Raw genomic sequence first — 24,198 nt, 5'->3', positions numbered from 1 at the left:
TTGCGCCACAATGGGGCAAACGGAGGTGGCGATGACGGACGGGCTGCGCGGGGCGCTGGTGCTGGAGCGGACGGGATCACGGATGGGGGCCGAGCGCGTGGCGCTTTTGGCGGCGATCGGGCGCACCGGGTCGATTTCCGCCGCCGCGCGCGAGGTGGGGCTGTCTTACAAGGCGGCCTGGGACGGGGTGCAGGCGATGAACAACCTGTTTTCCGACCCCGTCGTGACCGCGGCGCCGGGCGGCAGGGCGGGCGGCGGCGCGGTGCTGACCGAGACCGGGCAAAAGCTGATCCTGGCCTATGGCGCGATCGAGGAGGGGGTGGCGAAGCTTCTGGCCAGTTTCGAAAAAAGCCTGAAGCTAGACCCGGCCGAGGTGCTGCGGGGGCTGTCCTTGCGGACCTCGGCGCGCAATGCCTGGGCCTGCAAGGTCTGGTCGGTGGCGGCCGATGGCGTCGCCGCGCAGGTGCGGATGCATCTGGGCGAGGGGCAGGATCTGTCGGCGGTGATCACCGCGCGCTCGGCCGCCGAGATGCGTCTGGCGCCGGGCTCCGAGGTGCTGGCGCTGGTGAAATCCAACTTCGTGCTGCTGGCAGGCGATGGCGTGCCCGAGCGGCTGTCGGTGCGCAACCGGCTGAAAGGTCGGGTGATCGAACGGATCGACGCGGCCCTGTCCAGCGAAGTGACGCTGGGTCTGGGCGGCGGCAAGACGATCACCGCAACGATCACCCGTGAAAGCGCCGAGGCGCTGGATCTGCGCGCCGGGGTCGAAACCACGGCGCTGATCAAATCCAGCCACGTCATTCTGGCCCTGCCGTAAGCGCAGGGCCGAAGCTTACGCGACGCGGCGGAAGCGCAGATAGGTCATCAGACCAAAGGGCGGCAGCCGGGTTTCCTCGACCAGTTTCAGCCGCGGCTCGGCCATCACCTGATCGCGCGAGAAATCGGAATGCCAGCCCAGCGCATCGGCCATCGGCGCGGCGAGTTTCGCGGCCACGCCCCAGCCGCCCTTTTCGCGGGCGAAATGGTTGGTGATCAGCACCGTGCCGCCGACACGGCAGACGCGGGCCATTTCCGCCATCACCCGCTGCGGCTCGGGCACCACCGACATGATGTGCAACGCCACGACGTGATCGAAGCTCTCGTCCTCGAAGGCCAGTTCGCGCGCATCCATGATATGCAGCCCGGCCACATTGCGCAGCCCCTGCGCCTCGGCCCGGGCCTGCGCCTTGGCCAGCATCTCGGGCGACAGGTCGATGCCCGTGACGGCCACCTTCGAGGGTTCGTAAAGATCCAGCGCCAGCCCGGTGCCGATCCCCACCTCCAGAACCGCGCCGCCGGTGGCGTTCACTTCTCGCACCGCATGGTGGCGCCCGGCATGGGTGATCTTGCCGAAAGTCCTGTCGTAGATCGGCGCCCAGCGCTTGTAGCTGCGGGCAATCGCTTCCGTATGCATCCCGAGACCTTCCCCCGAACCCCTGAGAATCGAATCACTTTCGCCTGCACGTTGTTGCAGCCGCAGGGAAACATCAAGAAATTTGTCGCTTTCGCTGTTCAAGAAGTCGTTTTTGATCGGCCAATCAATAAAGAACCCGCATCACGTCGGCGCAGCCTGCCCGAGCAGCCCCAGCGTCCGGGCGCAATCCTCGCCGCGCAAGGGTTTGCTCCACAGATAGCCCTGCCCGACCTCGAAGCCGAAATCGCGCATCAGCGCCGCGGTATGTTCGGTCTCCACCCCCTCGACCACGGTGCCAAGCCCCAGCGCCCCGGCCAGCGCCTGCAGCGATTTCAGGATCGCGCGATAGCCGGGCCCGGTGTCGATGCCATCGACGAAGCTCTTGTCGATCTTGAATTTCTGCACCGGATGGCGGGCCAGACAGGTCAGCGACGCATAGCCGGTGCCGAAATCATCCAGCACCAGCACGACCCCGGTGGCGCTGAGCGCGGCGAAAACCTCGGAACTGTGGGTGGCGGGGTCGATCACGATGTTTTCGGTGATCTCGATTTCCAGCCGCTCGGGCGGCAGGCCGCTTTCGGCCAGCGCCCGCAGGATCGAGGCGGGCAGGATATCCCGGTCGAACTGGCGCGGGAAAACGTTCACCGCCACCGTCAGCGGCACTTCGCGATGACGGTTCCACTGCGCGACCTGCGCACAGGCCTCGCGCAACACCCAATCCCCCACCTCCAGCGACAATTCCGACGCGCTGAGCACCTCCATGAAGGCGCCCGGCAGAAGCAGCCCCCATTCCGGATGCCGCCAGCGCAACAGCGCCTCGAGCGCGACGACGCGCCCCGTGCCCAGATCGACCTGCGGCTGGTAATAAAGCTCGAATTCGCGCCGTTCGACCGCCGCGCGCAGATCGCGCAGCAGCCGGTGCCGATGTTCCACGCGGTTGCGCAGGCTTTCGTCATAGCCGGTGGGCCGGTTGAACGCCGCTTTCGACGCCGCCAGCGCCAGCGCCGCATTGGCGATCAGCTCGCCCGCATGGGCGCCATGCTCGGGCGCACAGGCATGGCCGACGCCGAATTCCAGATGCAGCGGCTGCCCGGCCATCTCGAAGGGCGCATCCAGCGCCGCCATCACCCGCGCCAGCTGCGGCCCCGGCACCGCAGGCTCGGCCCGCTGCACCATCAGGAAAACGAACCCGTCCTCGCCCGAGCGGTAAAGCCGCACCGCATCGGTTTCAAGCGCCTCCAGCCGCGCCGCGCAGGCCCGCATCAGCGCATCGTGATGGGCCGGATCGCTGGCGGCGCGGTTGCCCGCGAAAGGGTCGATCTCGACGAACAGCAGACAGACCTGCCCCAGCGCCGGATCGCGCTGCGCCAGCACCGCATCCAGATCGCTGCGCAGCGCCCGCCGGTCGGGCAGGCCGGTCAACGGGTCCTCGCCCGCCTCGCGGCTGTCGGCACGGGCACCGCGCGGACGGTCAAGCGGATGCAGGAAGGCAAAGATCCGGCCGCTGTCGGCATCGCGCTTGAGCATGACATGCAACGCGATTTCGCTGCCATCGCGCCGCCGCCCCCGCACCGAGCGCATCCGCCCGATCGCCAGCGGAATTTTTCCGGCGGCAAAGGCGCGACGCAATTGCGCATGGACATCGGCCTGCGGTTCGGGGATCAGCACTTCAAGCGTCTCGCCCAGAAGCGCCCCCTGGCCGTAGCCGAACAGCGCCGCCGCAGCAGCGTTGACATAATCGATGCGGCCTTGCGCATCGATCGCGACGACGCCATCTTCCGGCGCCCCGCGGCTTGGCCAGGAATAGTCCATTCTGGAGTCCGCTGCATGAGGACGGGGAGGGACCGTCACACGCCTCAGTTGTGCACTGCTTCGTTCAGTTCCGCAAGCACGAGATTGTGTCATCACATAAGACGGACTGTCGCAGCTTTGGCGACGGATGGGCGAAACCCTCTGGCCAGCGCCCGCCCGCCACGCTAAAGGGCTGCAGTTGCGGCAAGCGGGCAAGGGTCATGGCGCGTCATCTCATCACCTCGGCGATTCCCTATATCAACGGCATCAAGCATCTGGGCAACCTTGTGGGCAGCCAGCTGCCGGCCGATCTTTACGCGCGCTATCTGCGCGGGCGCGGCCACGAGGTGATGTTCATCTGTGCGACCGACGAACACGGCACGCCGGCGGAACTGGCGGCGGCCAAGGCGGGCAAGCCCGTCGCCGACTATTGCGCGGAAATGCATGACGTGCAGGCGACGATCGCGGGCGGCTTCCGGCTGAGCTTCGATCACTTCGGCCGGTCTTCCAGCGCGCAGAACCGCGCCCTGACCCAGCATTTCGCGAAGGTGCTGGCCGATCAGGGCCTGATCCGCGAAGTCACCGAAAAGCAGATGTATTCGGTGACCGACGGCCGCTTCCTGCCCGACCGCTACATCGAGGGCACCTGCCCGAACTGCGGTTTTGACAGCGCCCGCGGCGATCAATGCGACAATTGCACGAAGCAGCTTGACCCGGTCGATCTGATCAACCCGCGCTCGGTGATTTCGGGCTCGACCGATCTGGAGATGCGCGAGACGAAGCACCTGTTCCTGCGCCAGTCGGCGATGAAGGACAAGCTGGCCGCCTGGATCGACAGCAAGACCGACTGGCCGGTGCTGTCGACCTCGATCGCGAAGAAATGGCTGTTCGACGGCGAAGGCCTGCAGGACCGCGGCATCACCCGCGACCTGAGCTGGGGCGTTCCGGCGCAATTCGACGGCGCGCCGTGGCAGGGCATGGAGGGCAAGGTCTTCTACGTCTGGTTCGACGCGCCGATCGAATATATCGCGGGCACGCAGGAATGGGCCGAAAAGACCGGCGGCGACTGGGCGCGCTGGTGGCGGCTCGATCAGGGCGCGGGCGACGTGACGTATACCCAGTTCATGGGCAAGGACAACGTGCCCTTCCATACGCTCAGCTTCCCCTCGACCATCCTTGGCTCGGCCGAGCCGTGGAAACTGGTCGATTACATCAAGTCCTTCAACTATCTGAACTATGACGGCGGCCAGTTCTCGACCTCGCGCGGGCGCGGCGTGTTCATGGATCAGGCGCTGGGCATCCTGCCTTCGGATTACTGGCGCTGGTGGCTGCTGTCGCACGCCCCCGAAAGCGCGGATGCCGAATTCACTTGGGAGAATTTCCAGGCCTCGGTGAACAAGGATCTGGCCGACGTTCTGGGCAATCTCGTCAGCCGGGTGACGAAGTTCTGCAATTCGAAATTCGGCCCCGAAATGCCCGCCGCGGTGGCGATGACCGAACGGGAAACCGCGCTGATGGCGCAATTCCGCGAGGGGCTGGCGGCCTATGAAAAGGCGATGGACGAAATTCACGTCCGCCGCGCCGCCGAGGAACTCCGCGGGCTCTGGGTGCTCGGCAACGAATATCTGCAGGCGGCCGCACCCTGGAGCGTGGTGAAGACCGACGAAGCCGCCGCGCGCGGCATCATCGCCTTCGCGCTGCATCTGATCCGGCTTTATGCGGTGCTGTCGCGCCCCTTCATTCCGGATGCGGCGCAGGCGATCATGACGGCGCTGAATTGCGACGACTGGACCTGGCCCGAGGATCTCGACGCCGCGCTGACGGTTCTGCCCGCGGGCCATGCCTTTGCGGTGCCGGAAAACCTCTTCCGCAAGATCACCGACGAAGAGCGCGAAGACTGGGCGAAGCGCTTCGCCGGTCGACGGGAGTAAGGGGGGGCGCTGCCCCCCGTCCGCAAGCGGACTCCCCCCGGGATATTTTTGGCAAGATGAAAGTCATGCCATTTTCACCTTGGCTGAAATATCCTCGGGGGTGAATTCGGGCAAAGCCCGAAGAGGGGGCAGACAGCCCCCTTCCCTTTTGCTGCGAAAGGAACCCGCCATGTCCCAGAAAGTGATCCTGATCGGCGCGCCCGTCGATACCGGACAGAAACGCGCGGGCTGTCTGATGGGCCCGGCCGCCTATCGCGTCGCCGGGCTGGCCGAAGCGATCACCGGATTGGGCCATCAGGTCATCGACCGCGGCGATGTCGCGCCCGTCGCCCATCCGCCGATGGCGCACGAGAACCCCGCCGTGCATCATCTGGCCGAGACCCTGGGCTGGACCGAAGCCCTGGCCGAGGTTGGGCAGGCCGCGGCGGAGGAGGGTTTTCCGATCTTTCTGGGCGGGGATCATTCGCTCTCGCTCGGCTCGGTCGCCGGGATGGCGGCGCATACGGCCCGCCTCGGGCGGCCGCTCTTCCTTTTGTGGCTGGATGCCCACACCGATTTCCACACGCTTGAGACCACGCAATCGGGCAATCTGCACGGCACGCCGGTCGCCTATATCGCCGGGCGGCCCGGCTTTGACGCCTTCCCGCCCTTCCCCGCCCCCCTGCCGCCGCACCGCATCTGCATGCTGGGTATCCGCTCTGTCGATGCGGCCGAGGAAGCCGCGCTGATCCCCGCCGAAATCGAGATTGCCGACATGCGCGTGCTCGATGAACGCGGCATCGGCGCCCCCCTGCGCGAATTTCTGGCGAAAGTGCGGGCGGAAAACGGGCTGCTGCATGTCTCGCTGGATGTCGATTTCCTCGACCCCTCGATCGCGCCTGCCGTGGGCACCACGGTTCCGGGCGGCACGACCTTTCGGGAAGCGCATCTGGTGATGGAGCTTTTGCACGAATCGGGGCTTGTCAGTTCGCTCGATCTGGTCGAGCTGAACCCGTTTCTGGACGAACGCGGCCGCACGGCGGAGCTGATGGTGGATCTGGTCGCCTCGTTGATGGGCCGGAAGGTCTTCGACCGGCCCACCCGGATGTATTGATCAGGCCGCAGACGCGCCCGGAACCGCCCCGATCAGCGCCATTTCGCCACCCGCGCCCGATGCTGTGCCGCACTCAGATGGAAGCGGGGCGAGATGAATTCCTCGGCGCGCAGGATCCAGCCGCCCTTGGTGCCTGCCCGTGTCGTCGCATATTTGCGGCTGGCCGGGCGGCGGTCGGCCAGATCATAGTAGTAGTTCCGCCGCGCGATCCCGTAAGCATCGGCGAAAAGCTGCGGATCGGCGGCCGCAGCGGTCTGCGCGGCGGCGATCGTCTGCGGCCCCAGCACGCCATCGACGGCCACCGGATGCCCCATCCGGCCGAGCAGCTCCTGCAGGATGCGGATCGCATGCGCCCCCGCATTCACCTGCATGTCAAAAACCGAGGCCTGCACCGCCACGGGCAGCTGATCCAGCTTCGGCGCCTTGAAATAATGGGTCACGTAGATCTCTGCCGCCTGATCGGGCGTCAGCAGCTTCACGTCGCGCGCATTCACCACGCCGTCGCGGTTCAGATCCAGCCCCAGCCTGCGCAGCGTGGCCAGCGTCACCCCGTAGTTCGTCGCCCCCCCGGGGTCGGAGGGGTCGTTGACATAGCCACCCTCGCGGGCGACGATTTCCCTGGCAATCTCGTTGACAGATTTCATCACGATCCCCCTTGGCTGAGCGCAAAGGGTGACGAAATCAGGTTAACGATCCGGAATGCGGGCGTTCAGCCCTCGGGCTGGGCCGGGTCGCGGTAGACGCCCTGTTCCTTCAGCGCCTCGGTCACTTCCTTGGGCATGTAGTTTTCGTCGTGCTTGGCCAGGATTTCGCTGGCGACGAAGATGCCATCGACCATCTCGCCGGTGCCGACCATGCCCTTGCCCTCGCCGAAAAGGTCGGGCAGCACGCCGGTGAAGGTGACCGGAACCGAGGCGCCGCCATCGGTGACCTTGAAGGTGATCGCCTCGCCCTGACCGCGCACCAGCGTGCCTTCCTCGACCAGACCGCCAAGGCGGAACACCTCGCCCGCGGCGGGCGGCTCGGCCACAACCTGGGCGGGGGCGCGGAAGAAGTTGATGCCGTCGCGCATGCCGTAGCCGATCAGCGCGGTCGAGAGCATCAGCGACCCGGCCGCCACCAGCAGAATCTGGATGCGCCGCGTTTTCTTCAGGTTTTTCATCGTCCTGCCCCTGCGTTACGGGAAGACCGGGGCCAGCATCAGCCCCAGGGTTTCGGGCAGGCCCAGCATCAGGTTGGCGTTCTGGATCGCCTGCCCCGAGGAGCCCTTGGTGAGGTTATCGAGCGCCACGGTGACGACGGCCCGGCCCGGCAGCCGGTCGCCGATCACGCCCAGATGGACGAAATTCGACCCGGCGATCGAGCGCGTCGACGCCAGCTGACCAAAGGGCAGAACCTCAAGGAAAACCTCGTTTTCGTAACGGCGTGCCAGCGCCGCATGGATGTCTTCGGGGGTGCCGCGGACATAGACGGTGGCCAAGATCCCGCGGTTGAACGGCATCAGATGCGGCGTGAACTGCACCCGCACCGGCCGCCCCGCCACCTTGGAAAATTCCTGATCGAATTCGCCCAGATGCCGGTGCTTGCCCCCCGCCGAATAGGGCATCGTGCCGCCCGCAAGTTCCGCATGCAAAAGGTTTTCCTTCAGCGCGCGCCCGGCCCCCGACACCCCGGCTTTCAGGTCGATGACGATCTCGTCAAGGTCGATCACCCCGGCTTCGATCAGCGGGCGGATCGCATATTGCCCGGCCGCCGCATTGCAGCCGGTGCCCGCACAAAGCCGCGCGGTTTTCAGCTCGTCGCGGTAAAACTCGGTCAGGCCGTAGACCGCCTCGGCCTGCAGATCCATCGCCGCATGCGGCTTGCCATACCATTTTTCATATTCGGCCGCGTCGCGCAGCCGGAAATCGGCCGACAGATCCACCACCTTCAGATCGCGCGGCAATTCGGCGATGACCGCCTGACTTGTCGCATGCGGCAGCGCGCAAAAGGCCAGATCAATGGCGGAAAAGTCGATCTCCTCGATCTTCACCAGATCGGGCAGCCCCATATGGCGCAGATGCGGAAACACCTCGCCCATCTGCATCCCGGCCTTTCGGTCGCCCGACAGCGCCGTGATCTCCATCTCGGGATGGGTGGCGATGATCCGGGCAAGCTCGGCGCCGGTATAGCCCGAAGCCCCGAGGATGGCGATTTTCTGGGTCATTTTCGTCTCCGCAATTGTCCCCCCGTCGTGCCTCAGGCTAAGGTGCCGCGCAAGCAAAGTTTGCGCGAGGGTTTCATGGCGAAGGCGTGGCATTACGCATGGGCGGGCAAGAGCGAGGGCCCGGTAGAGGATCTGGCGATCCGCGATCTGATCCGGGCCGGGCGGATCAAGGCCGACACGCTGGTCTGGGCCGAGGGCATGGCCGATTGGGAACGGGCCGACCGGCATTTCGCCTTTGCGCCACAGCCCCTTGCCGCAATGCCGCCGCTGCCGCCGGGGCCGCCCGCGATGCCGTCCACGGCCCGCTTTGCGGGCGCCAGTTCCCGGGGCGCAGGCGTTTCGGGCGCCGCGCCCGCGCGCAGTTTCGGCGAAGCGGTCAAGGTCTGCTTCCAGAACTACGCCACCTTCCGGGGCCGGGCGAGCCGCTCGGAATACTGGTGGTTCTTCCTGTTCTGCATTCTCCTTGGCTTCGTCGGCGGCTTTCTGGAAGCGGCGATGGGCCGGGATGGCGCGGTGCTGAGCGGGCTGGCCTCGCTGGCGACCTTTCTGCCGTCGCTCTCGGTGACGGTGCGGCGGCTGCATGACACCGGCCGCTCCGGCTGGTGGATCGGCGGCTTCTATCTGGCGCTGCTGCCGGTGGGTCTGGGCATCGGCCTTCTGGCCGCCGCCGCCGAGGCGGCAGGGGGCGCCCCGGACGCCACCGCGTTGGGGCTGCTCGGGCTGGTGTCGTTGCTGATCCTTGGCTACGGGATCGCGATCTTCGTTTTCCTGTGCTCGCGCGGGACGCCCGGGCCGAACCGCTTCGGCTGAGGATCAGGCGGCCTCGAAGCTGATCCGGTGGCGCAGGAATTGCGTCGCATGCATCGAGACCGAGGCCGGATCGCCGGTGGTGATGAATTTCGACACCGTGCCGCGGCCGATGAATTCGGGCTTGCGGGTCAGGTAATCGGCAAGGCTTTCGGCCACCAGATTGGCCTGGCTGTAAACCTTGACCTGCGGCCCCAAAGCCTCCTGAAAGGTCTTTTGCATCAGGGGGTAATGGGTGCAGCCCAGAATCGCCGCCTCGGGGTGGGGCATCCGCCGCTTGAGCGCCTCGACATGGCTCTTCACCAGCGCCTCGGCCAGAATCTCGTCGCCCGCCTCGATCGCATCGACGACGCCGCCGCAGGGCTGCGCCTCGACATCCACCCCGATGGCGCGATAGGCCAGCTCGCGCTGGAACGCGCGCGAGGCCACTGTGGCGGGCGTCGCAAACAGCGCCACATGTTTCACCGCCACTTCGCGCGGCGGGGAATTGTCGCCCCATTGCCGTTCCGTCAGCGCCTCGATCAGCGGCACGAAGACGCCCAGCACCCGCTTGTCCTTCGGAATCCAGTGTTCCTGCATCTTCTTCAGCGCCGCGGCAGAGGCGGTGTTGCAGGCCAGAATCACCAGATCGCAACCCTCGTCCCACAGCCGTTCAACGCCGCGACAGGTCAGGTTGTAGATGTCGTCGGGGGTGCGCACCCCATAGGGCGCATGGGCATTGTCGCCGTAATAGACAAAGGCCACCTCGGGCAGCCGCTTCGAGACCGCCTCATAGACCGTGAGCCCGCCCAGACCACTGTCGAAAACACCAACCGCCATGCCTGCCTCCACCTTGCCCACTGTTAATGCTGTTTCTGTGGTTCTAAGCCTCTCGGCCGCGGAAATAAACGCCTATTGCGCGAGCGCCCCCGCCCGGATCGCCCGCAAGGAGGCACAAAGGCCGCCCTGACGGAAAGTTTATGCGCTAACAGCGATTTTGACCGAAAGCCGTTTGTGAAGACCCGGCGTTTTAGGTATGCAACCGATGCAGAACGGGTATGAACGGGTGGCGTCGTGCAGGGCATGGACTGGGACAAGTTGCGCATCTTCCACGCGGTGGCAGATGCCGGGTCGCTGACCCATGCGGGCGATGCGCTGCATCTGTCGCAATCGGCGGTCAGCCGCCAGATCCGTGCGCTGGAAGAATCGCTGGGCACGACGCTGTTTCACCGCCATGCCCGCGGCCTGATCCTGACCGAACAGGGGGAACTCTTGTTCGACGCCACCTCGACCATGGCGAAGAAGCTCGATTCCGCCGCCGCGCGCATCCGCGACAGCGAGGAAGAGGTCTTCGGCGAGCTGAAGGTCACGACCACGGTCGGTTTCGGCACGATGTGGCTCGCCCCGCGGCTGGTGAAGCTTTACGACCGCTACCCGGATCTGAAGATCGACCTTTTGCTGGAAGAACGGGTGCTCGACCTGCCGATGCGCGAGGCCGATGTGGCGATCCGGATGAAGGAACCGGCGCAGGCCGATCTGATCCGCAAGCGGCTGATCAACATCCGGATGCGGCTTTACGCGACGCCCGAATACATCGCCCGCGCCGGTCGCCCCGAGCGGATCGAGGACATGGCGAAACACCGGCTGATCTGTCAGAACCCGACCACGCCGCAGGTGCAGGCGGGCGCCCAGCTGACCCAGGGCGTGATGGCGCATGGCGTGCCCTCCACCTTGATGGTGAACAATTATTTCGGCGTGCTGCAGGGGGTCTTGAACCATATCGGCATCGGCGTGCTGCCCGATTACCTGACCGCTGATTTCCCCTTGCTCGAACGCGTGCTGCCGGGGGTCGAGTCGGTCGAAGTGCCGGTCTTTCTGGCCTATCCCGAGGAATTGCGCTCCTCGCGCCGGGTCAATGCGTTCCGCGATTTCGTGCAGGAAGAAATCCTTGCCTATCGCCGCGCCCAGACCGGCGAAGCGTCCGCGGACTGACCCCAGCAAGAAAACAACCAAGAGGCGAGAAAAGCCATTCCGCCGTTGCATAGCAGCCATGCTGCACCCGCAGCATGATTCTTCTTGAACCGTTCGCACTCTGCCCATAAATCGAGCGTTGAAGGCGATGGCCTGCGGAAACGCGCATCACCTTCTACCTCCCTGTTGGACTAAGGCCGAGCTTGTCTCGGCCATTTTTTTATCTTCGGATAAAAGCGCCGTTTTCGGGCGGGCGCATGTCGCTTTGCAATGCTCTCGCCCTCTGGCTGTATCGCCTCCCGGCGCGGGCGGCAAAATCCGCCCCGGCCCCGCGCAGGCCCCTTTCCCGACCGGCCCCGATGTTCTAAGGGAAACCAAAGCCGATGCCGGAGGAGCCGATGACCGAGCCGCAGATCACCCCCGACCTGATTGCCGCCCATGGGCTGAAACCGGATGAATATCAACGCATCCTGGACATCATCGGCCGGGAGCCGACCTTCACCGAACTCGGCATCTTCTCGGCGATGTGGAACGAGCATTGCTCTTACAAATCGTCCAAGGTCTGGCTGCGCACCCTGCACACCACCGGCCCGCAGGTGATCTGCGGCCCCGGCGAAAACGCGGGCGTCGTCGATATCGGCGACGGGCAAGCGATCATCTTCAAGATGGAAAGCCACAACCACCCCAGCTACATCGAGCCGCATCAGGGCGCGGCGACCGGCGTGGGCGGCATCCTGCGCGACGTCTTCACCATGGGCGCGCGGCCGATCGCGGCGATGGACAGCCTGTCCTTCGGCGTGCCGAGCCACCCGAAAACGCCCCATCTGGTCAAGGGCGTGGTCGAGGGCGTAGGCGGGTATGGCAACTGCTTTGGCGTGCCGAATGTGGGTGGCGAAGTGCGCTTCCATGCCAGCTACAACGGCAACTGCCTTGTGAACGCCTTTGCCGCGGGTCTCGCGCAGACCGACAACATCTTTTACTGCGCCGCCTCGGGCGTCGGCATGCCGGTGGTTTACCTTGGCGCCAAGACCGGCCGCGATGGCGTCGGCGGGGCCACCATGGCCTCTGCCGAATTTGACGACACGATCGAGGAAAAACGCCCGACCGTGCAAGTCGGCGACCCCTTCACCGAGAAATGCCTGATGGAAGCCTGCATGGAGCTGATGCAGACCGATGCGGTGATCTCGATCCAGGACATGGGCGCCGCGGGCCTGACCTGTTCGGCGGTGGAGATGGGCGACAAGGGCGGCCTGGGCATCAAGCTGAATCTGGATGCCGTGCCGCAGCGCGAAAAGAACATGAACGCCTATGAGATGATGCTGTCCGAGTCTCAGGAACGCATGCTCATGGTGCTCAAGCCCGAGAAAGAGGCCGAGGCCCGGGCGATCTTTGAAAAATGGGATCTGGATTTCGCCATCGTCGGCGAGACGATCGCGGAAGACCGCTTCCTGATCCTGCATGGCAATGAGGTGAAAGCCGATCTGCCGCTGTCGAAACTCTCGTCGGCGGCGCCGGAATACAACCGCCCCTGGGTAGAAACGCCGCCCGCCGAACCGCTGGGGGCCCTGCCCGACATCACCCCCATCGCGGCGCTGAAGGCGCTGATCGGCTCGCCCAACTATGCCGCGAAAAACTGGGTCTTCGAGCAATATGACACGCAGGTGATGGGCGATACCGTGCGCCGTCCGGGCCTTGGCGCCGGGGTGGTGCGGATTCACGGCACCAACAAGGCCGTGGCCTTCACCAGCGATGTGACGCCGCGCTATGTGAAAGCCAACCCGTTCGAGGGCGGCAAGCAGGCGGTGGCGGAAGCCTATCGCAACCTTTCGGCCGTCGGCGCCCTGCCCTTGGCGACGACCGACAACCTGAACTTCGGCAACCCCGAAAAGCCCGAGATCATGGGCCAGTTCGTCGGCGCGATCAAAGGCATCGGCGAGGCCTGCAAGGCGCTCGACTTCCCGATCGTCTCGGGCAACGTCTCGCTTTACAACGAAACCGACGGTTCGGGCATTCTGCCCACCCCGACCATCGGCGCCGTGGGCCTGTTGAAATCGCTCGATGATCTGATCGGCGGGCTGCCCGAAGCGGGCGATATCGCGCTGGTGATCGGCGTGACCCATGGCCATCTGGGCCAATCGGCGCTGGCGGCCGAGGCCTTTGGCATCGAAGCGGGCGACGCGCCGCCGGTCGATCTGGCCGATGAACGCAAGCATGGCGAATTCATCCGCGCCAATGGCCGGGTGCTGAAAGCCGCCGCCGATCTGACCGATGGCGGTCTGGCGCTGGCGGCCTTCGAGATGGCCGAGGCCGCCGGGATCGGCGTGCAGCTCGACAGCGGCGACATCGCCCAGCTGTTCGGCGAGGATCAGGCCCGTTACCTTGTTGCCTGCGACGAGGCCGGGGCCGAGGCGCTGGAAGCCGCGGCGCAGGCCGCGGGCGTTCCGCTTGACCGCGTCGGCATCTTCGGGGGCACGACCGTCGCCCTTGGCGCCGATGCCGCACCGCTGGGCGAGCTCAGCACGCTTTACCGCACCGCCTTCGCCGCGGCGGTCGAAGGCTGAGGCGGGCCGCATGGCCCGGCTTGCCTCGATCACGCTGATCACCGGGCCCCCGCAAACCGGGGCACCGATCCTGCAGCGGGCTTTCGTGGCCGCCCGCGAGACGCTCCGGGCCGAGGGTGTGGGGCTGATGACGGGGGCCGAGGCCGGCGACACCTTGCGGGCGGCGCTGCAGCCCGGGGGGCGCCCGGCCGCCGAGGTGACGGCCCTCACCCGGGCCGCGCTGGACCGGCTTTGCCCGGGCGCGCGGCATGTGGTGGTGATCGCGGAAAACACCCTTGGCACGCTGGCACCACCGCAATTCCTGGGCGAGACCGGCCTGCTCTTTCCGTTCGCGGCACGGCGGCTGCGCGATGTGCTGGCGGCTTTTGGCGGCGCCGAGGTCCGGGTGGGTCTGGCGATCCGCCATCCGGCCAGCTTCCTGCCCGCCTGCTGGGCCGAGCAGTTGCGCCAGGCCCCGTGGCAAAGCTTTCAGGATTTCGCCGCCGCCCTGCCGCCCGCGGGGGTGCGCTGGCTCTGGCTGGTGAACCGGATGCTGCCGGTCTGCACGCGGCTGACGCTTTGGGCCGCGGAAGATCTGGGCGCACTCCGCCCGCGGCTCATCGACTGGGCGACCGGCCTGCGCGGCTTTGGCGCCAGCCTTCCCCTGCCCGAGATCCCGCCCGAACCGGCACTTTCAGCGCGCGCGATCCGGCAGCTGCAGGCCCGGATCGCCGCCGATCCCGGCTGCGATTACCGGCTGCTGCTGCGCCGCGCCCGCGCCGCCGCGCGCCTGCACCCCGGACAGCCGCCCTTCGACCCCTGGAGCGCCGCGGCCCGCGCCGCGCTTGACCGTGGCCACGCCGGAGATCTGCGCGATCTGGCGGCCCTGCCCGGCGTGACCCGGCTTGCCCCGCTCTGAGCCCGACTTGGCACGCCGCCCGGCGCTTGGCCCTTGTCGCCTCTCGCCGCGCAGCCTAGATTGACCCCAGAACAAGGAGTTGCCCATGCCGATGGAAGCCAGTGACATCGAAGCCCTGATCCGCGCCGGGTTTCCCGATGCAAAGATCACCATCACCGACCTTGCCGGCGACGGCAACCATTGGGGCGCCGAGGTGATCGACGCCTCGTTCAAGGGGCTCAACCGGGTGCAGCAGCAACGCGCCGTCTTCGCCACGCTGAAAGGCGCGATGGACGGGCCGAACGCGCCGCTTCATGCGCTTGCCCTGACCACCAAGGCCGAATGAGCCGCGGTTCACGTTTCGCAAAATAAGGACCCCTCCCATGACCGCACTCGACCAGATCAAGGCCGATATCGCCGGAAACGACGTCATCCTTTACATGAAGGGCACCAAGGACATGCCGCAATGCGGGTTTTCCAGCCGCGTCGCGGGCGTGCTGAACTACCTGGGCGTGACCTACAAGGATGTGAACGTGCTGGCCGACGCCGATGTGCGTCAGGGCATCAAGGATTATTCCGACTGGCCGACGATCCCGCAGCTTTACGTCAAGGGCGATTTCGTCGGCGGCTGCGATATCGTCACCGAAATGATGCTCTCGGGCGAGCTCGACAAGCTCTTCGACGACAAGGGCATCGCCTATGACAAGGGCCGCGCCGACCAGATCCGCGCCGCTAACGCCTGAGATCTGAGCCTGAGATCTGGGCCTAAGATCTGACCGCTGCGAAAGCTCCGCTCCGGCGGGGCTTTTTCGTTTTCGGAACGTTCAGAGTCTGGCGAAAAACGGGTCGATATCCCAATAGGCCAGAAGATGCTCGGCCCGGTCGCAGTCCATCCCCAGAAGCTGCATCGCATGCACATCCATGCTGACCAGCGCGGCCAGCCGATAGCCCTGCATCGCGGCTTCGCGCGCGGGGCTGCCTTCGGTGAAAGAGCTTTCGATCGCCGAAGCCGCCGAGACCAGCGTGAAACCCAGTTCCAGCGGCGGTTCTTCGGGCCAGCAATCAACCATCTCGCGCACCAGGCTGCGCCAAGAGTCGTCCGTCCGCAACAGACGTTCGATGGCAAACGCCACCCGTTCCTCGATTCGTAACGCCATCATCGTCATGATCACCTCAAATGCCGCAAGAATGCGCAAAAGCCGTCATACTGCAACGGTTTCCGTCCGTTTTGCGGAAATTTCGGAACGTCAGGGTGAACCTGCGCCGGGTTTTGCCGCTTTGCCGGTCATTGAAGCCCGGGGCGGCAACCGGTAGCCTGCGACAAGACAACCGAAGGCGCGCCATGACCGACCCTCATCTTCGCAATCCCGGCACCGCCCTTGAGCCGACCTGGTTCGAGGAGATCGCCATCAACACCCCCGCCGCCGAGGCCCGCGCCGCGCAGCTGATGGCCAGCCGGTCGCTGAAGAAGAACTGGCAGGCGGCCTGGCTGGTGAATGCGATCCGCTGCATGGATCTGACGACGCTTTCGGGCGACGATACCGAGGCCCGCGTGGCCCGGCTTTGCGCCAAGGCGCGGGCGCCGCTGGCCGATCATATCCTGGCCGGGCTGGGGCTTGACGGCCTGACGACCGGCGCCGTCTGTGTCTATCCGACGATGGTGGCCGCGGCCGTCAAGGCCTTGCGGGGAGCCGATATTCCCGTGGCCTCGGTGGCGACGGGCTTTCCGGCCGGGCTGATGCCTTTGCCGCTTCGGCTGGCCGAGATCCGCTATGCCGTCGATCAGGGCGCCGCGGAAATCGACATCGTGATTTCCCGCGCGCTGGCCTTGCGGGGCGACTGGGCGCAGCTGCATGACGAGATCGCGGCCATGCGCGAGGCCTGCGGGGCGGCGCATATGAAAGCGATTCTGGCGACGGGTGATCTGCAGACGCTCTCGAATGTCTACAAGGCCGCGATGGTGGCGATGCAGGCGGGGGCCGATTTCATCAAGACCTCGACCGGGAAAGAGGGGGTGAATGCCACCCTGCCGGTCTCGCTGGTGATGGTGCGGGCGGCGCGCGATTATGGCGCGCGGACCGGCGTGAAGATCGGCTTCAAGCCCGCGGGCGGGATGAAAACCGCCAAGGATGCGCTGGCCTGGCAGATCCTGATGAAGGAGGAACTCGGCACCGACTGGCTCAGGCCGAACCTGTTCCGTCTGGGCGCCTCCTCGATGCTGGGCGATATCGAACGCCAGCTGGAAACCCATGTCACCGGCCGCTATGCCGCCAGCCACCGCCACGCGCTTGCCTGAGGGAAAGATGCCTTCCGTGAAAGAAATCCTCGAAACGATGGACTATGGCCCCGCCCCCGGGGCCGCGGGCGAGGTGCGGGCCTGGCTGCGGGCGCGCGGCCGGTTCGGCCATCTGATCGACGGGGCGATGACCCCGCCCGGTGCGGTGTTCGCGACGCACAACCCCGCCACGGGCGAGACCCTGGCCGAAGTGACGCAGGGCAGCGCGGCCGATGTAGCCGCCGCCGTAGCCGCCGCGCGGGCCGCCGCGCCGGGCTGGGCGGCGCTGCCCGGGCATGCACGGGCGAAATGGCTTTATGCGCTGGCCCGCAACCTGCAGAAACGCGAGGCATTTTTCAGAATTCTGGAAGTTCTGGATACCGGCAAACCAATCCGGGAGACCCGCGACATCGACCTGCCGCTGGCGATCCGGCAGATCTACCATCATGCGGGCTGGGCCGAACTGGGCGGGGAAGACCTCCCCGGCCATGCCCCCCATGGCGTCGTGGCGGCGATCATCCCGTGGAATTTCCCGCTTCTGATGCTGGCCCGCAAAGTCGCCCCGGCGCTGGCTGCGGGCAATACGGTGGTGCTGAAACCGGCCGAGGAAACGCCGCTGACCGCGCTGGCCTTTGCCGAGATCTGCGTCGAAATCGGCCTGCCCGCGGGGGTGCTGAACATCGTCACCGGCGATGCGGAAACCGGGGCCGCCCTTGTCGCCGCCCCGGTCGACAAGATCGCCTTCACCGGCTCGACCGAGGTCGGCCGTGCGATCCGCGGGGCCACGGCCGGTTCGGGCAAGGCCCTGACGCTGGACCTTGGCGGCACCTCGGCGATGATCGTCTGCGCCGATGCCGATCTGGACGCCGCGGTCGAGGGCGTCGTGGCCTCGGTCTGGACCAATCAGGGCCAGATCTGCGCGGCGGGCGCCCGCATCTTCGTTGCCGAGCCGGTGGCAGAGCGCTTCACCGCCCGTCTGGCCGCGCGGATGGAAAAGCTGCGCCTGGGCGATCCGCTCGACAAGGGCACCGATATCGGCGCGGTGATCTCGCCCGCAGAGCGCGACCGCCTCCGGGCGCTTCTGGCGCGGGGGCTGGCCGCCGGGGCCAATCTGGTGACCAGCGCCGCACCGCTGCCCGCCCAGGGCAGCTTCGTGGCGCCCGGTCTGCTTTTGGGTGCGGAACCCGCAAACCCCTGCGCCAACGAAGAAATCCTTGGCCCCATCGCCACGCTTGCCAGTTTCCGCACCCCGGCCGAGGCGATCGAACTGGCCAATGCCAGCCGCTACGGCCTTGCCGCCTCGGTCTGGTCGGAGAACATCACCCTGGCGCAGGATCTGGCGGCGCGGCTGGTGGCGGGCACGGTCTGGATCAATTGCCACTCCGTCTTTGACGCAGCCGCCCCCTTTGGCGGGATGCGCGAAAGCGGCCTTGGCCGCGACGGCGGGCGCGCGGGGATGCGGGCCTGCCTGCGCCCCCCCGCCCCGCCCGCGCAGACCGAGGCGCCAGCCCCCGATTTCAGCGCCGCCCCCTGCCCCGAACCGGCCGCGCCGCAGCCGATCGACCGCACCGCGAAGCTTTACATCGGCGGGGCGCAGAAACGCCCCGATGGCGGGCAAAGCTGGCGCGTGATCCATGCGGGGCGTGAAATCGGCCTTGCCCCCCTTGGCGGGCGCAAGGATATCCGCAATGCGGTCGAGGCGGCGCACAAGGCCGCGGGCTGGTCGAAGCAGACCGGGCACGCCCGCGCGCAGGTGCTGTATTTCCTGGCCGAGAACCTGTCGCTGCGCGCCGCGGAATTCGAGGCGCGTCTGGCCGAGACCGGCCATGATCCCGCCGAGGTCACGCAAACGATCCGGCTGGCCTTCCGCGCCGCCGCGCTGGCCGACAAGATCGAGGGCGCGGTGATCCAGACGAAACCGCAGATGCTGACCCTGACCCGGCCCGAGCCCTGGGGCGTGCTGGGCATCGCCTGCGCCAATGCGCAACCGCTGCTGGGGCTGGCCGCGCTGGTGCTGCCCGCGATCGCGGCGGGCAACCGGGTCGTGGCGATCCCGGCGATGGTGCAGCCGCTTGTGGCGGCCGATTTCGCGCAGGTGCTGGACAGTTCGGATGTGCCGGGGGGGGTGGTGAACCTGATTTCGGGTCCGCGCGACGATCTGGCCATGGTGCTGGCAGGCCACGACGATGTGGCGGCGCTCTGGTATGCGGGCACGCCCGAAGGCGCCGCGCGGATCGAGCGCGAAAGTGCTGGCAATCTGAAAGCGACCTGGTGCCCGACGCTGCGCGACTGGGCGGCGCAGGAGATGCGGGAAACGCTGGAACAGGCGACGCAGACGAAAACCATCTGGGTGCCCTACGGCATGTAAGCGAAAACCGCGCCCCGATCCCGGGCGCGGTTTACTTTATCTTGCCAGAAATATCCCGGGCAGCCCGGGAGCGGCAGCGCCCCCGGCCGGGATCACTTCTTGCCGGTCACATCGTCGAACATGCTGCCGGCGCGGTCGGTCACATCCTCGATCGCATCGGCGACATCGCCCAGAACCGGGTCGATGGAATTGCGCCGGAACTGGATCCAGAGCGCCCGCACCGTCAGGATCGCCATGGTGAGCAGCGTCAGGAAGATGATGTTGAACCACGGGATGATCGTCACATCCGGGCTGTCGACCGGCCGCATCCGCACCGCATTCGGGAAGATCGAGAACAGCTGGCTGCGCCAGCCATAATAGGTCATCACCCCCCATTTCGGCGCCTCGGCGGTCGATTGCAGATCCGCCGCCTGCGTCGACAGATTCGCGGTGTCGAATTTGAAATAGGGCGGCCAGCCCCAGCCGGTGTCCTCGTTGCGATAGACCATCGGCTTGCCCTCGGGCGTCACCGCCGAGATGAACTGCACGTCATAGCTGGTCTGGTTGGTGGTTTTCACATCCGGACCCGACCAGAAGATGCTGGTCCAGCCGCTCAGATCCTGCCGCTCCTGATAGATGTTGACCACGCGCACGATTTCGTGCCGCGGCAGGGTGTAGTGCAGGAAGCTGCCGAAGATCGCCACGACCAGCAGCCAGAAAGCCCATTTGACGTATCCCATCCTCACCTCTCAGTTCACGAAATAGACCATAGCGCCGACGACGGCGAAGGGGATCAGCATGATCAGACGCAACATGCGCAACGGCAGGCTGCTTTCCCATGCGTCCATTCCCGTCCGAACATAGGCATCGAAATCGCGCGCATCACCCGCGCCCGCGTCCCATGCCGCTTCCAGCGCTTCACGTTTGCGCGAGGCAAGCGACAGCCGCAAGATCCAATAGCCCGACACGGCCATCACCGCCAACAATACCAGAAGCCTTCCAAATCCGACCATTTTCCGCCCCGACCGCAGATGACACGACAGGGCCGCAAGATGCGGCAAAACAAGACCCGGACAGCCCGACCCGTCCGGAATGACGCAATGCCTGCGTCCAGTTGCGGACAGACGATCCGCTTCGACCCTTTGATCAGGAAAACTCACAAATTCGGCCGGGGCCAGATGCACCGATGCCGCAGGCAGAAAATCCGCCGATCCGTTGCGCCTGCCACACGGCGGGCCGGGGGGGGGCTACCCGGGCCTGTCTTGATATCCGCGCCCGTGCCGCGGCCCTACTTGCGCCGCTCAATAGTTGCATTTCGCCACAACATTCACTACCTGCTCGACCGGAGTGCTGCTGGGAGATCGGCCATGACATCATACATCACCATTTTCGACTATCTCGGTGTTGCGCTCTTCGCGGCGACCGGGGCACTGACGGCCTCGCGCAGGCAGCTCGACATTCTGGGCTTCGTGTTTCTGGCCACGCTGACGGGCGTGGGCGGCGGCACGGTGCGCGATCTCATCCTGGATGTTCCGGTGTTCTGGGTGCAGCAGCACGCCTATCTGATCGTCTGCATCGTCACCGCGACGGGGGTCTATTTCACCGCGCCGCTGCTTGAGTCGCGCTACAAGGTGCTGTTGTGGCTCGATGCGGTGGCGCTGTCGGTCTATGCCGTGGCCGGGGCGCAAAAGGGGTTTCAGATCACCGGCTCGCCCGTGATCGCGATCCTGACCGGGGCGATGACCGGCACGCTGGGCGGCATCTTGCGCGATGTTCTGGCCGGAGAGGCGAACGCCGTCACCCGCAAGGAAATCTACATCACCGCCACCGTGCTGGGCGCGGCCACCTTCGTCACGCTGCGGATGCTGGGCGTGCCGGTTCTGATCGACGCGCTTCTGGGCGGGTGTGTGGCTTTTGCCGCCCGCGCCGGGGCGATCCTTTTCGGCTGGACGCTGCCCGCCTATCGCGCCCGCGCCGGACGCCCGACCGACCAGCCCTGAGCCGCGCGGCCGGATGCGAAACGCCCGCCCCGAACGATCGGGACGGGCGGCGCGCCGGGAGGGGCGGGACAGCGCCAGTCTCAGCGCAGCGTGGCTTCGGTCAGCGCCACCCAATAGGCGGCACCGATCGGCAGGATCTCGGGGTCGAAGACATATTCGGGGTGATGCACGAATTTCGTGTCGCCATTGCCAAGGAAGCAATAGGTGCCCTTGCGCTTTTGCAGCATGAAGGCGAAATCCTCGGAGCCCAGATAGGTCGGCCCCTTGTCGATCACATGGTCCGGACCAAAGGCGGCGCGGGCGATGGCGACAGCCTTGCGGGTTTCCTCGGGGTCATTGGTCAGCACCGCGCCCGGCTGGCCCTTGCGGATCTCGGCGCTGCAGCCGAGGGACTCGCACTGGCTGGCCACCAGACGGCGGATCCTGTCCAGAACCATGGCCCGATCCTGCGGCGTGGTGGTGCGGATCGACAGCCGCAGCACCGCGCTTTGCGCGATGACATTGCCCGCATGACCGGCCTGAAACGCCCCCACCGTGACAACGGCGCTATGGGCGGGCGCCACATTGCGCGCCACCACGCTTTGCAGCGCCATCACCAGCGACGCCCCCGCCACGACCGGGTCGATCGCCAGTTCGGGAAAGGCGCCATGGCCGCCCTTGCCGGTGATCTCCACCTCCCAATTGTCGACCGCGGCCATCGTGTCGCCCTCGGTGAAGTAAAGCTTGCCCTTTTCGAGCCCGGGCATGTTGTGCATCCCGAAGACCGCATCGACCGGGAACCGCTCGAACAGACCATCGGCGATCATCGCCGGGCCGCCCTGCATCGTCTCCTCGCCGGGCTGGAAGATCATCCGCACGGTGCCGTTGAAATTGCGCGTCTCGGACAGGTATTGCGCCGCGCCCAGCAGCATCGCGGTATGGCCGTCATGGCCGCACAGATGCGCCCGGCCGGGGATCTGCGATTTCCACGGCAGGTCGGTCACCTCCTCGATCGGCAGGGCGTCGAAATCGGCACGCAGCCCGATCGCCTTGTCGCCCTTGCCCGAGGTGATCGAGGCGACGATGCCGTGCCCGCCGATGCCGGTGACAACCTCGACGCCGGGAAAGCTGTGCAGGGTGTCGGCGATGAAGGCGGCGGTGCGCTCTTCCTGCATCGAGAGTTCGGGGGTGCGGTGCAGATGGGCGAACCAGGTTTCCATCAAGGATTTGTCCTGTTCGAGCCGGGTGATGATGGCGTTCATGTCACGCTCCTGTAAGGCGGTTTCGGGGTGCCCCCGCCAGCCGTCCGGCGGGGGCGAAAGCGGTCAGGCGGTGGCCTTGCGGCCCGCGGGGATCGTCCAGAGGATGCTGAGGATGGCGACGACAACGAGCATCAGGTTGAAGCCAAGCGCGACCAGCGCGGCTTCGCGGATGGCGACATTGTCCTGCCGCCCGACGAAGGTGATCACGCCCTGCAGCCACTGCACCGAGGCGTCATTGGCGCTCAGCGCGGTGAAGATCGCCGCCGAGATCGCCACGCCGAACGACCCGCCCAGCGAAGAGGCCATCTTGTAGATGCCGGCCCCGGCCCCGGCCGCGGCCTGATCATCGGGCAGGTTCGAGAGCGCCGCATCGGTCGAGGGGGTGGCGTAGAAGGCCAGCCCAAGGCCCAGCAGGATGTAGGAGATCACGGCCAGGATGCGGTAATGATCCAGCATCAGGTTCGTCGGCAGAAGCAGCGCGATCGACAGACCCGAGATCAGGCAAGCCCAGAGCATCGGCTTGCGCGAGCCAAATCGTTGCAGCAGCTTCTCGCCCACCCGGATGAAGGCGACGATGGTGATCGCATAGCCCAGCGTCAGCATCCCCGCCGCCTGCGCCGTCAGCCCGCCGCCCAGTTGCAGCAGCATCATCGAGACGATGATCATCCCCGCGATGCCGTTGAGCAGGAAGTTGGAGATCGTCGCGCCGGTATAGATGCGGTTGGAGAACAGCTTGAAGTTGACAAATGGCGCGTTCGAGCGGGTCTCAAACAGGAAGAAGATCACGCCAAACACCACCGCGACGACCGCGAGGCCAAGGGTAAGCGGATCGGTCCAGCCGATTTTCGCGCCCTGCGTCGCCACGATCTGCAGCGCGACCATGCTGATCAGGAAGGTCACAAGGCCCTTGAAGTCGAACTTGTAGCTGCCCTTGGCCTCGGCCTTGCACTCGGGGGTGCCGCGCACCATCAGCATGCCGACCAGCGAGACGACGGCCGAGATGATGAAGATCCAGCGCCAGCCGACGTTCGAGGCCATCAGCCCGCCAAAAAGCGCGGCAAAGCCCGACCCGCCCCAGGACCCCATCGACCACAGGCTGATCGCCCGTTGCCGTGCCGCCCCCTCCCAATAGGTTTTCACCAGCGCGAGGCTGGAGGACATGATGAAGGCCGCCGACAGCCCCTGGGCGATGCGGCCGAACATCAGGAAGGTGCTGCCCGAGGCGCCCGCGGGGGCAAAACCCACCAGAAGCGAGCCGAGGATCGACAGCACGAAGCCCCACATCACCATGCGGACGCGGCCGACCCGGTCGGCGATGCCGCCGACGACGACGATGAAGATCCCGGAAAACAGCGCCGTGATCGAGACGGCGATGTTCATCAGGCTTTGTTCGATCTGCAGATCGGCCGCCATCTGCGGCGCGATGTTGAGCGTGGTCTGGGCAAACAGCCAGAAGGCCAGAACGCCCATGATGATCCCGAAAAGGAGCCTGTCGGTCCCCTGATAGGATGGTTTGGATGTGTCAGACATCTCGGTGGTCCTTTGGAAAGCGCGGGGTGCGCATGAACAAGGCGAGGTCTCCGGGCAGGGGGCGGGAGGAGAGACTCGGGTCACCTGCTTGCCTCTGCGCGCACTATACAATAGTTTCTATTTGCAACAAGTGAAA

At 66.1% G+C, this 24,198-nt stretch carries 22 protein-coding genes and 1 pseudogene; 12 read left to right on the top strand and 11 right to left on the bottom strand.

All coding sequences use genetic code 11. From position 1 onward, the window contains the following. Window positions 1-817: pseudogene (gene mopB, locus ACTTAG_RS03000) on the top strand (molybdenum-pterin-binding protein MopB). Window positions 818-832: 15 nt separating this feature from the next. Here the strand turns inward: mopB and ACTTAG_RS02995 are convergent. Together ACTTAG_RS02995 and ACTTAG_RS02990 are read right to left on the bottom strand one after the other, a co-directional pair. Beyond that, a complete protein-coding gene (locus ACTTAG_RS02995) occupies window positions 833-1,453 on the bottom strand; it encodes a class I SAM-dependent methyltransferase (RefSeq protein ID WP_444464126.1) in 621 nt (206 codons plus the stop codon). Between the two features lie 141 nt (window positions 1,454-1,594). Next, the gene (locus tag ACTTAG_RS02990; protein ID WP_444464125.1) at window positions 1,595-3,265 is read right to left on the bottom strand and encodes a putative bifunctional diguanylate cyclase/phosphodiesterase; all 1,671 of its coding nucleotides are present in this window, start codon (window positions 3,263-3,265) and stop codon (window positions 1,595-1,597) included. Window positions 3,266-3,465: 200 nt separating this feature from the next. Between ACTTAG_RS02990 and metG the strand changes: the two genes are divergently transcribed. Beyond that, entirely contained in the window at window positions 3,466-5,175 is a 1,710-nt protein-coding gene (gene metG, locus ACTTAG_RS02985; RefSeq protein ID WP_444464124.1) for a methionine--tRNA ligase, read from the top strand. A gap of 169 nt (window positions 5,176-5,344) precedes the next feature. Beyond that, window positions 5,345-6,268: an arginase gene (gene rocF, locus ACTTAG_RS02980; RefSeq protein WP_444464123.1), complete on the top strand. Its 924-nt coding sequence runs from the start codon at window positions 5,345-5,347 to the stop codon at window positions 6,266-6,268. A 32-nt stretch (window positions 6,269-6,300) separates the two neighbouring features. Here the strand turns inward: rocF and ACTTAG_RS02975 are convergent, their stop codons facing one another. From ACTTAG_RS02975 to argC, 3 genes are all read right to left on the bottom strand, one after another. Next, window positions 6,301-6,912 carry a holin-associated N-acetylmuramidase gene (locus ACTTAG_RS02975; RefSeq protein ID WP_444464122.1) on the bottom strand — a complete coding sequence of 204 codons (612 nt, stop codon included), beginning with the start codon at window positions 6,910-6,912 and terminating at the stop codon, window positions 6,301-6,303. A 65-nt stretch (window positions 6,913-6,977) separates the two neighbouring features. Then, complete coding sequence (gene ccmE / locus ACTTAG_RS02970) at window positions 6,978-7,430, bottom strand: cytochrome c maturation protein CcmE (RefSeq protein WP_444464121.1); 453 nt, start codon at window positions 7,428-7,430, stop codon at window positions 6,978-6,980. 15 nt (window positions 7,431-7,445) lie between these two features. Beyond that, window positions 7,446-8,474 (bottom strand): N-acetyl-gamma-glutamyl-phosphate reductase, encoded by a 1,029-nt coding sequence (gene argC, locus ACTTAG_RS02965; RefSeq protein ID WP_444464120.1) that lies wholly within the window; start codon window positions 8,472-8,474, stop codon window positions 7,446-7,448. Between the two features lie 75 nt (window positions 8,475-8,549). Between argC and ACTTAG_RS02960 the strand changes: the two genes are divergently transcribed. After that, window positions 8,550-9,284 carry a DUF805 domain-containing protein gene (locus ACTTAG_RS02960; protein ID WP_444464119.1) on the top strand — a complete coding sequence of 245 codons (735 nt, stop codon included), beginning with the start codon at window positions 8,550-8,552 and terminating at the stop codon, window positions 9,282-9,284. 3 nt (window positions 9,285-9,287) lie between these two features. Here ACTTAG_RS02960 and murI read toward each other — a convergent pair whose 3' ends face one another. Continuing rightward, on the bottom strand, window positions 9,288-10,100 hold the full coding sequence (gene murI / locus ACTTAG_RS02955) for a glutamate racemase (protein WP_444464118.1): 813 nt from the start codon (window positions 10,098-10,100) through the stop codon (window positions 9,288-9,290). 243 nt (window positions 10,101-10,343) lie between these two features. Here murI and ACTTAG_RS02950 point away from each other — a divergent pair, with 243 nt between their 5' ends. From ACTTAG_RS02950 to grxD, 5 genes are all read left to right on the top strand, one after another. Next, a complete protein-coding gene (locus ACTTAG_RS02950) occupies window positions 10,344-11,252 on the top strand; it encodes a LysR family transcriptional regulator (RefSeq protein ID WP_444464117.1) in 909 nt (302 codons plus the stop codon). A 377-nt stretch (window positions 11,253-11,629) separates the two neighbouring features. Beyond that, entirely contained in the window at window positions 11,630-13,792 is a 2,163-nt protein-coding gene (purL, locus tag ACTTAG_RS02945) for a phosphoribosylformylglycinamidine synthase subunit PurL (RefSeq protein ID WP_444464116.1), read from the top strand. A 10-nt stretch (window positions 13,793-13,802) separates the two neighbouring features. Continuing rightward, entirely contained in the window at window positions 13,803-14,690 is an 888-nt protein-coding gene (locus tag ACTTAG_RS02940) for a hypothetical protein (RefSeq protein ID WP_444464115.1), read from the top strand. 85 nt (window positions 14,691-14,775) lie between these two features. Continuing rightward, a complete protein-coding gene (locus tag ACTTAG_RS02935; protein ID WP_013066292.1) occupies window positions 14,776-15,015 on the top strand; it encodes a BolA/IbaG family iron-sulfur metabolism protein in 240 nt (79 codons plus the stop codon). Between the two features lie 37 nt (window positions 15,016-15,052). Continuing rightward, window positions 15,053-15,412, top strand: a complete 360-nt coding sequence (gene grxD, locus ACTTAG_RS02930) for a Grx4 family monothiol glutaredoxin (protein WP_444464114.1) — start codon at window positions 15,053-15,055, stop codon at window positions 15,410-15,412. 81 nt (window positions 15,413-15,493) lie between these two features. Here grxD and ACTTAG_RS02925 read toward each other — a convergent pair whose 3' ends face one another. Continuing rightward, window positions 15,494-15,835, bottom strand: a complete 342-nt coding sequence (locus tag ACTTAG_RS02925; RefSeq protein ID WP_444464113.1) for a hypothetical protein — start codon at window positions 15,833-15,835, stop codon at window positions 15,494-15,496. A 176-nt stretch (window positions 15,836-16,011) separates the two neighbouring features. On the opposite strand from ACTTAG_RS02925, the gene deoC reads away from it, so the two are divergent. Beyond that, entirely contained in the window at window positions 16,012-16,965 is a 954-nt protein-coding gene (deoC, locus tag ACTTAG_RS02920) for a deoxyribose-phosphate aldolase (RefSeq protein ID WP_444464112.1), read from the top strand. Window positions 16,966-16,972: 7 nt separating this feature from the next. After that, window positions 16,973-19,312 carry an aldehyde dehydrogenase family protein gene (locus tag ACTTAG_RS02915; protein WP_444464111.1) on the top strand — a complete coding sequence of 780 codons (2,340 nt, stop codon included), beginning with the start codon at window positions 16,973-16,975 and terminating at the stop codon, window positions 19,310-19,312. A 92-nt stretch (window positions 19,313-19,404) separates the two neighbouring features. On the opposite strand, the gene ACTTAG_RS02910 is transcribed toward ACTTAG_RS02915, so the two are convergent. Further along, complete coding sequence (locus tag ACTTAG_RS02910) at window positions 19,405-20,031, bottom strand: DUF1523 family protein (RefSeq protein ID WP_444464110.1); 627 nt, start codon at window positions 20,029-20,031, stop codon at window positions 19,405-19,407. 9 nt (window positions 20,032-20,040) lie between these two features. Further along, window positions 20,041-20,304, bottom strand: coding sequence for a hypothetical protein (locus tag ACTTAG_RS02905; RefSeq protein WP_444464109.1), 264 nt, complete (start codon window positions 20,302-20,304; stop codon window positions 20,041-20,043). Window positions 20,305-20,658: 354 nt separating this feature from the next. Between ACTTAG_RS02905 and ACTTAG_RS02900 the strand changes: the two genes are divergently transcribed. Next, window positions 20,659-21,291 carry a trimeric intracellular cation channel family protein gene (locus ACTTAG_RS02900; protein WP_444464108.1) on the top strand — a complete coding sequence of 211 codons (633 nt, stop codon included), beginning with the start codon at window positions 20,659-20,661 and terminating at the stop codon, window positions 21,289-21,291. A gap of 80 nt (window positions 21,292-21,371) precedes the next feature. Here ACTTAG_RS02900 and ACTTAG_RS02895 read toward each other — a convergent pair whose 3' ends face one another. Together ACTTAG_RS02895 and ACTTAG_RS02890 are read right to left on the bottom strand one after the other, a co-directional pair. Further along, entirely contained in the window at window positions 21,372-22,532 is a 1,161-nt protein-coding gene (locus tag ACTTAG_RS02895; RefSeq protein WP_444464107.1) for a M20 aminoacylase family protein, read from the bottom strand. A gap of 63 nt (window positions 22,533-22,595) precedes the next feature. Next, window positions 22,596-24,062: an MFS transporter gene (locus ACTTAG_RS02890; protein ID WP_444464106.1), complete on the bottom strand. Its 1,467-nt coding sequence runs from the start codon at window positions 24,060-24,062 to the stop codon at window positions 22,596-22,598. Window positions 24,063-24,198 lie beyond the last annotated feature (136 nt).

This window comes from Rhodobacter capsulatus (assembly GCF_052363185.1).
Lineage (GTDB): Bacteria > Pseudomonadota > Alphaproteobacteria > Rhodobacterales > Rhodobacteraceae > Rhodobacter > Rhodobacter capsulatus_E.
This window is presented reverse-complemented; position numbering and strand designations above follow the sequence as displayed.

Excerpts from the sequence above, each read along its gene's own strand:
- ACTTAG_RS02995 (WP_444464126.1), bottom strand. The coding sequence starts at position 1,453 with ATGCATACGGAAGCGATTGCCCGCAGCTACAAGCGCTGGGCGCCGATC.
- ACTTAG_RS02990 (WP_444464125.1), bottom strand. The coding sequence starts at position 3,265 with ATGGACTATTCCTGGCCAAGCCGCGGGGCGCCGGAAGATGGCGTCGTC.
- metG (WP_444464124.1), top strand. The coding sequence starts at position 3,466 with ATGGCGCGTCATCTCATCACCTCGGCGATTCCCTATATCAACGGCATC.
- rocF (WP_444464123.1), top strand. The coding sequence starts at position 5,345 with ATGTCCCAGAAAGTGATCCTGATCGGCGCGCCCGTCGATACCGGACAG.
- ACTTAG_RS02975 (WP_444464122.1), bottom strand. The coding sequence starts at position 6,912 with ATGAAATCTGTCAACGAGATTGCCAGGGAAATCGTCGCCCGCGAGGGT.
- ccmE (WP_444464121.1), bottom strand. The coding sequence starts at position 7,430 with ATGAAAAACCTGAAGAAAACGCGGCGCATCCAGATTCTGCTGGTGGCG.
- argC (WP_444464120.1), bottom strand. The coding sequence starts at position 8,474 with ATGACCCAGAAAATCGCCATCCTCGGGGCTTCGGGCTATACCGGCGCC.
- ACTTAG_RS02960 (WP_444464119.1), top strand. The coding sequence starts at position 8,550 with ATGGCGAAGGCGTGGCATTACGCATGGGCGGGCAAGAGCGAGGGCCCG.
- murI (WP_444464118.1), bottom strand. The coding sequence starts at position 10,100 with ATGGCGGTTGGTGTTTTCGACAGTGGTCTGGGCGGGCTCACGGTCTAT.
- ACTTAG_RS02950 (WP_444464117.1), top strand. The coding sequence starts at position 10,344 with ATGGACTGGGACAAGTTGCGCATCTTCCACGCGGTGGCAGATGCCGGG.
- purL (WP_444464116.1), top strand. The coding sequence starts at position 11,630 with ATGACCGAGCCGCAGATCACCCCCGACCTGATTGCCGCCCATGGGCTG.
- ACTTAG_RS02940 (WP_444464115.1), top strand. The coding sequence starts at position 13,803 with ATGGCCCGGCTTGCCTCGATCACGCTGATCACCGGGCCCCCGCAAACC.
- ACTTAG_RS02935 (WP_013066292.1), top strand. The coding sequence starts at position 14,776 with ATGCCGATGGAAGCCAGTGACATCGAAGCCCTGATCCGCGCCGGGTTT.
- grxD (WP_444464114.1), top strand. The coding sequence starts at position 15,053 with ATGACCGCACTCGACCAGATCAAGGCCGATATCGCCGGAAACGACGTC.
- ACTTAG_RS02925 (WP_444464113.1), bottom strand. The coding sequence starts at position 15,835 with ATGACGATGATGGCGTTACGAATCGAGGAACGGGTGGCGTTTGCCATC.
- deoC (WP_444464112.1), top strand. The coding sequence starts at position 16,012 with ATGACCGACCCTCATCTTCGCAATCCCGGCACCGCCCTTGAGCCGACC.
- ACTTAG_RS02915 (WP_444464111.1), top strand. The coding sequence starts at position 16,973 with ATGCCTTCCGTGAAAGAAATCCTCGAAACGATGGACTATGGCCCCGCC.
- ACTTAG_RS02910 (WP_444464110.1), bottom strand. The coding sequence starts at position 20,031 with ATGGGATACGTCAAATGGGCTTTCTGGCTGCTGGTCGTGGCGATCTTC.
- ACTTAG_RS02905 (WP_444464109.1), bottom strand. The coding sequence starts at position 20,304 with ATGGTCGGATTTGGAAGGCTTCTGGTATTGTTGGCGGTGATGGCCGTG.
- ACTTAG_RS02900 (WP_444464108.1), top strand. The coding sequence starts at position 20,659 with ATGACATCATACATCACCATTTTCGACTATCTCGGTGTTGCGCTCTTC.
- ACTTAG_RS02895 (WP_444464107.1), bottom strand. The coding sequence starts at position 22,532 with ATGAACGCCATCATCACCCGGCTCGAACAGGACAAATCCTTGATGGAA.
- ACTTAG_RS02890 (WP_444464106.1), bottom strand. The coding sequence starts at position 24,062 with ATGTCTGACACATCCAAACCATCCTATCAGGGGACCGACAGGCTCCTT.